The sequence below is a fragment of the Corallococcus sp. RDP092CA genome (genome assembly GCF_041903675.1).
Taxonomy (GTDB): domain Bacteria; phylum Myxococcota; class Myxococcia; order Myxococcales; family Myxococcaceae; genus Corallococcus.
Genome location: NZ_JAYESI010000151.1, coordinates 1 through 327 on the forward strand (window position 1 = coordinate 1; position 327 = coordinate 327).

The 327-nt window shown below is 71.9% G+C and carries 1 protein-coding gene; it reads right to left on the minus strand.

Going from position 1 to position 327, the window contains the following annotated elements; translation table 11 throughout:
* On the minus strand, positions 1 to 163 hold a 163-nt coding region (locus U8525_RS34565), incomplete at its 3' end, for an IS66 family transposase zinc-finger binding domain-containing protein (RefSeq protein WP_374270987.1).
* Positions 164 to 327 lie beyond the last annotated feature (164 nt).

Here is a 327-nt window from a genome sequence, read left to right on the forward strand (position 1 = left end):
ACGCCAGGACTTCCTGCACGTGCACCTGCTTCTCAAAGAGGGCCGGCACGTACTCGTACACCACCGTCCGTCTCCCCTCGCCCAGGGGCTTGAGCGCCTCACCGCCGCACGCCGGGCAGCGCCGCTCTTCGGCGGGTACCTCGTGCGGGACTTCGCGCTCCACGGCCCCAGCGGCCTTGCGTGCCGCGCGCTCGCGTCGGGTAACTGTTCGCCGTGCCCCGTCCCGGCGCCGTGCTGACCCGCCCGGGACGGCCGGCAGGAGCGACCGTCAGTCCTGGCTCTTCGGAAGTGTGACCGTGCCTGGGTTCTCAATGGCGGCGAGCGCAG